Source organism: Marivita lacus (genome assembly GCF_014637725.1).
GTDB lineage: Bacteria > Pseudomonadota > Alphaproteobacteria > Rhodobacterales > Rhodobacteraceae > Marivita > Marivita lacus.
The window spans coordinates 1-5,758 of the sequence record NZ_BMFC01000039.1 but is presented as its reverse complement, the minus strand read 5'-3'; the positions used below and the strand labels follow the sequence as shown (position 1 = coordinate 5,758).

The following is a 5,758-nucleotide window of genomic DNA, read 5'->3' as shown; positions in this document are numbered from 1 at the left end:
TCTCTAAACTTTCCCCTGTCGCGGGGTGGAGCAGCCCGGTAGCTCGTCAGGCTCATAACCTGAAGGTCACAGGTTCAAATCCTGTCCCCGCAACCATAAATACTACGCTAAATCAAAAGCTTAAATGTTGAGTGTTTCGCTTGTGTATAGCGTCACGCGTTTTACCTCAACGCCACCTCAACGTTACACGAGCCCCCTGAAACCCAGGGGGCTTTTTGCGTTTGAGGGCCATCAGCAGTGCCGCGTGCGCCCGGTTGAAAGCATCGCCCTGATCCAGTATATGACTTAGTCATACCATGGAGGCGCGGATGACCGTCAAAACCACCCTCAGCTTTACCGACCGTCACCACCAGTTCCTTTCTGAAAAGGTGGGGCAGGGCTTGTTCGCGACCCAGAGCGCCGCAGTCGCGGCCGCGCTGGAACAGATGATGCAGGATGAGCAGGAACGCGATGTTGCGCTCTCCGCCCTCGCGCAGGAAATCCGTGCCCGCATGGAAACACCGCGCGAAGCGTTCATCGACCAGGACGACGCCTTCGCCGCGGCCCGCCGCACCATCGGGTCGGCTCGCGACGTGTGAACTACCGCATCCGCTTCCACCCTTTTGTCGCGCGTGATCTTGATGCCATCGCGCATTGGATCCTCGACTATGCCGGGCCCGACGCGGCCGTACGAAAGCTAGCCGAGATCGAGGCGGCTATCGCCACGCTAAAGGCCACGCCGCACAAGGGCAGTCTCCGCAGTGAAATCGCCCCTGGCCTGCGTGCCATCCCGGCAGGCCGCAAGGCTGTCATCGCATTCGCCGTCGACGACGATGTCGCAGAAGTGCTGATCTACGCCGTCACCTATGGCGGTGCCGATTGGGCCATGCGCAGCAGCATGCGCAGTCGCTGACAACGCACCCGGCCCAGACATGCCATTCACCCCGCTCGGTCACCAGCTTTACTGCCTCGATCTTGAACTCGCGGCTGAACTTTCGTCTCGTCATATCCAATCTCCAATTCCATGGTCACGATCTTATCTTCGTGTCCACGAAATCGGCAGCAGGCCACGGTTAATATCTGCAAACAGGCCTCTTCGCCTATTTCCGGCACCGACAGGACCCGCCAACTACCAGTAGTTCTTGGTGCTTACAGCGGCTTCGAGGCATGAGCAGAGACAGGTTCACCCGGGAGATTGCAAGTTTTTTCACGCCATATATATATATCGAGAAACAACCTAAGGTGTACGGCGAACTCTGAAGTAACTACCCAAGTCGGCCAGATTTCAAATCCAACTTTAGTGTCATCTCATGAATTTTCCGGGTCCCCGCTTAGGCGCAACCGCCTCCGGAGGCTCCGCTCCGCGAAAGGGGTGAAGAATTGAATACAGCGACTGACGGCCTCTTCCTGTCCCACCCCGATCCGATGTGGGTCTACGATCTGGACACGCTGCGCTTTCTGGATGTCAACAAGGCCGCCGTCGCAAAATACGGGTATTCCCGCGACGAATTTCTTGCAATGACCATCGCCGATATCCGCCCGAGCGAGGACAAGTCGGCCCTCGTTGCAAAAGTCGCGGCTGTCACCCAAAGTCGAAACGAAGCCGGGGTCTGGCGGCACCGGCTGAAGTCCGGCGAGATCATCCATGTCGACATCACCAGCCACATTATCGACCACGATGGGCGCAGCGCGAGGCTGATCGCGGCACGGGATGTGACTGAACGGATCGAGTCGGAAGCGGCCTTTGCGCAGGCGAAACGGATGCTCGAGATCGCGGGGAATTCGGCAAAGTTCGGGGCTTGGCGCTATGACGTGCCGAAAGACCGGTTGGAATGGTCCACCGAGACCGCTCGTATTCACGATGAACCGGACGGGTTCTCGCCGGAGCTTGCTGACGGCATTGCTTATTATGTCCCCGAACACCGCGCGCGTTTCACGGAGCTTTTCAACGCCTGCCTGAACGATGGCAGACCGTGGAGCGAAACCTTTCAGATTATTACCGCCAAGGGGCGGAAGCTTTGGGTACGATGTACCGGGGAGGCGGAGCACGACGAGTCCGGCAAGGTCGTCATTCTTCAGGGGTCTTTTCAGGACATTTCCGAACTGGTTACAGTGCGCGAACGTGCCGAGGACGCCGAAAAGCTGCTGGAGATTGCCGGCCGGGCGGTCAAGCTGGGTGGGTGGCGCGTTGACCTTGCCAGTGAAAAGGTAACATGGACGGATGGCACAGCGGCCATTCACGAACTTCCGCCAGGCACGGCCCCGACGCTCAAGGGTGGTGTCGATTATTTTGCACCCGAAGAACGCGACTCGGCGCGGAAGGTCTTTCAGGAGTGCGTCGAACACGGCATTCCGTTTGACAACGTCCGCGATCTGATCACCGCAAAAGGCAATCGCGTCCAGGTGCGCTCCTTTGGGGTGCCGGTGAAAGACGACACGGGCAAAATCATTGCCGTGCAAGGCGCGATGCAGGACATTACCGAGTTGACGAGCGCCCAACGCGAAGTTGATGAGCTGAGCAGGCGTCTGGCCGAAACCCTGGAAAATATAGGTGATGCCTTTTTCATGCTCGATCATGACTGGCGCTTTTCCTACCTCACCACCAAGGCTGAGGAGCTTCTGGAGCGCACTCGTGAGGAACTGATTGGACGCCGGATTAGCGATGAACTTTCCGGAAGCGTCTTTGACGCTCAGTATTCGCGGGCGTTCGAGACCGGGCAGACAGTCAGGTTTATTGAGCATTATCCGCCGCTCAAGCGAACGTTCCGCGTCACCGCCCATCCGATACCAGATGGGTTGGCTGTTTATTTTTCCGACATCACCGAAGAATGTCGCCAGACCGAACAGTTGCGGTTGCTCGAGGCTGCCGTGGAGCAGATCAGCGATATCGTCATCATCACGGAATCCGTCACACAGGACGCGTTGGGCAACGCCAAAATCGTCTACGTCAACGATGCTTTCGAACGCATGACCGGGTTCTCGCGCGACGAGGCCATCGGTCAGACTCCGAGCATTCTGCAAGGTCCAAAGACCCAGCGGTCCGAACTGGACCGGATTCAAAAAGCCTTCGAGACCCACTTGCCGGTGAGCGCCGAATTGATCAACTACACGAAGTCCGGGCGGGAATACTGGCTGGAGCTCGATATCGTCCCGCTTAAAAATGGTGCAGGACAGGTCACGCATTTCGTCGCGGTGCAGCGCGACATAACCGATCGCAAGCGCAGCGAGGACGCATTGCGTGTCTCAGAGGCACGGTTTCGCCTGATCGCCGACGCCACCGGAAGTGCAGTTTGGGACTGGAACATCGCTGAACGTCGCTTCTGGTGGAGCGATGGATTGTTTCACCAGTTTGGTCACCACCCCGATCCAGATGCGAGTGTGCCGACCCTGTGGCGGGAAAACGTGCACCCCGACGATGAGACGCGTGTCGATGAATTGTTCGAGAAACTGACCTTGGGTGAGATCGACACACTTCACGACCAGTATCGGTTCCGACGGGCTGACGGCACCTGGGCCCATGTGGAGGACCATGCGTTTCCGATCCATGATGAAGAAGGTCGTGTGGTCCGGGTCGTTGGAAGCATGACGGATATCTCGGAGCGCCTGGACATGGAAGAGCGGCAGCGCCAGTCGCAAAAACTGGAGGCCGTGGGCCAGCTGACAGGCGGCATTGCCCATGACTTCAACAACCTGCTGACAATCATCATGGGCAATACGGAAATGCTTCAGGACAGTCTTGAGGAAGACAGTCCACTGCGGCGGTTTGCCGACGCGAGCGCTGTCGCGACGGATCGCGCCACTGAACTGACCAATCGGCTTTTGGCCTTCTCGCGCAAACAGATGCTTCGGCCCCAGGTGCTTGACGTCAACGCCGTGATTGCCGACTTCGAGGATATGCTGCGCCGGACCTTGGGTGAGGATATCGACATCAAGATCGACCTCGCCAATGACACATGGCTGACAGAGATCGATCTTGCTCAGGCCGAAGCCGCCATTCTGAACCTTGCGATCAATGCGCGCGATGCGATGCAGGGTGGCGGGTCATTGACCATCGAGACGGCGAATGTGGTTCTCGACGAAGCCTATGTCTTGAGCGAACCTGATGTGCCTGCCGGGCACTACATCGTCATTGCAGTCAGTGACACCGGGCATGGTATTCCCAAGGATCAGATCACCCAGGTCTTCCAGCCGTTCTTCACCACGAAAGCCGTCGGCCAGGGAACGGGGCTTGGCTTGAGCATGGTGCACGGCTTCGTCAAGCAGACCGGCGGTCATATCCGGATCTATTCCGAAGTGAACGAAGGCACGACCGTCAAACTGTATTTCCCCCGCTACGTCGGGGACCGCGAAGAGCAAGGCGCCACATCGCAGGACCGGCCCTTGCAACATGGGCAGGAGACCATTCTGGTGATCGAGGACGACGTCCTGATCTTGCAGCAGTTGATGGCCCAACTGACCGGGCTGGGGTACCGGGTGATCACGGCGTCGGCCGGCCCGCCGGCGCTGGACATCCTGCGTGCGAGAACGGATATCGACTTGCTTTTGACCGATGTGATCCTGCCCGGAGGCATGAATGGACGTCAGATTGCGGACGCCGCCCTTGTGATCCATCCGGACCTGAAGGTTCTTTTCACGTCGGGCTATTCGGAAAACGCGATTGTGCACCACGGACGGCTGGATTCCGATGTCAACTTTCTGGGCAAGCCCTACCGCCGATCCGAACTCGCAGCGAAGGTGCGGGAGGTTTTAGAGTCCTGACCATCAGCAACCGAGAATTTTTGCGGGTCTAAAGCGCACATAGGCGCATGAAATACGTGCTGCAGCGAATGACCGGAATCCTGAAGGTTTTTCGATGTGGGCCGCGGCGCGAAGTGGGCGGCCTGGAGGTGGCGGCCCGCGTTGAAACTTTTTGGGCCTCCAGCATCGTCTGGCCCGCCCAGTGCGTCACCTGCACGCCCGGGCCTGGTCGCGCACGACGGCGTAGTCGGCGAGCATTCGGACCAACATTGCCCCTTCTGGCAAAGCCTCGATCTCGACTGCAGCGCGAGCTTGGTCTGCTGGGCTGTATTCAACAACAGGCGGGCAGGGAGAGTGAGTCTCAGAACCTCCCATCGCGCAAGCGCTGAGCCAGAGCATCACGATCAGCGGGGCGACGGCTGGCAGCGTCCAGCATCTGGCGTTGGATTTCATGGATGTTGTCCAATGTTGAAAGGCGCTCTGCCAGCCTCCCGGCGCGTTCACCGGCGCGGCGCAGGTTCAGCAGGAACAGGGCGATGGTGAAGGCTGCCAGGATCAAGGTTAGCACACGGCGCGCCGGCCGACTGACGAGGATGGTGGCGATCCAGCCCATCAGCGCTGGCCTCGCTTCCAGTCGTCGATCCGTGCATGGATTGCGACCGTAATGCCGATCAGCGCAACGGCGATGAACACCCAGCGCATGGTGTCGAGGTAGGGCACCAGCGGCAGGATGGCGGATTGGGTTTCGGCGAGGACATCCTGTGCCACTTCGACCCCGGCAGCGCCGACCGTGGCGATGCCTGCTGTGCCACCGCCCTTCAGGGTGCGGCTGTCGGCCAAGACCTCGCGGGCAGGCGGGATTTCGGGCATGAAGGGGGTGGCGCGAAGCGGGAAGGGTTCGCCCCAGCGTCGCGCAGGACCGAGGTCAATGTGCATGAACCCCGACCGGGGATAGGTGCCGAAGCCGAGAAAGCCGACGGCGCGGGCCGCTGCCTCGAAGGCCACCGGATCGTGGTTCGCCATGGCGATGTCGAAGGCGGCT

At 59.4% G+C, this 5,758-nt stretch carries 4 protein-coding genes, 1 tRNA gene and 1 pseudogene; 4 read left to right on the top strand and 2 right to left on the bottom strand.

What is annotated here, in order from left to right:
* Positions 1-19 precede the first annotated feature (19 nt).
* The 4 genes from IEV82_RS23235 (at position 20) to IEV82_RS23220 (ending at position 4,737) form a co-directional block, all read left to right on the top strand.
* Positions 20-96 (top strand) — tRNA-Met (locus tag IEV82_RS23235).
* A gap of 212 nt (positions 97-308) precedes the next feature.
* On the top strand, positions 309-578 hold the full coding sequence (locus IEV82_RS23230; protein WP_229748004.1) for a hypothetical protein: 270 nt from the start codon (positions 309-311) through the stop codon (positions 576-578).
* Complete coding sequence (locus tag IEV82_RS23225) at positions 575-892, top strand: type II toxin-antitoxin system RelE/ParE family toxin (protein WP_188484460.1); 318 nt, start codon at positions 575-577, stop codon at positions 890-892. The genes IEV82_RS23230 and IEV82_RS23225 overlap by 4 nt, the downstream gene beginning before the upstream one ends.
* 467 nt (positions 893-1,359) lie before the next feature.
* Positions 1,360-4,737: a hybrid sensor histidine kinase/response regulator gene (locus IEV82_RS23220; protein ID WP_188484459.1), complete on the top strand. Its 3,378-nt coding sequence runs from the start codon at positions 1,360-1,362 to the stop codon at positions 4,735-4,737.
* 340 nt (positions 4,738-5,077) lie between these two features.
* On the opposite strand, the gene IEV82_RS23215 is transcribed toward IEV82_RS23220, so the two are convergent.
* Entirely contained in the window at positions 5,078-5,329 is a 252-nt protein-coding gene (locus IEV82_RS23215; RefSeq protein ID WP_188484458.1) for a hypothetical protein, read from the bottom strand.
* Positions 5,329-5,758 (bottom strand): annotated as a pseudogene (locus IEV82_RS23210) (DUF882 domain-containing protein); the annotation flags it as partial. The gene IEV82_RS23215 and the pseudogene IEV82_RS23210, both read right to left, overlap by 1 nt.

Bases quoted from the DNA above. Each gene is read 5' to 3' on its own strand.
- IEV82_RS23215 (WP_188484458.1), bottom strand. From the start codon at position 5,329: ATGGGCTGGATCGCCACCATCCTCGTCAGTCGGCCGGCGCGCCGTGTG.
- IEV82_RS23230 (WP_229748004.1), top strand. From the start codon at position 309: ATGACCGTCAAAACCACCCTCAGCTTTACCGACCGTCACCACCAGTTC.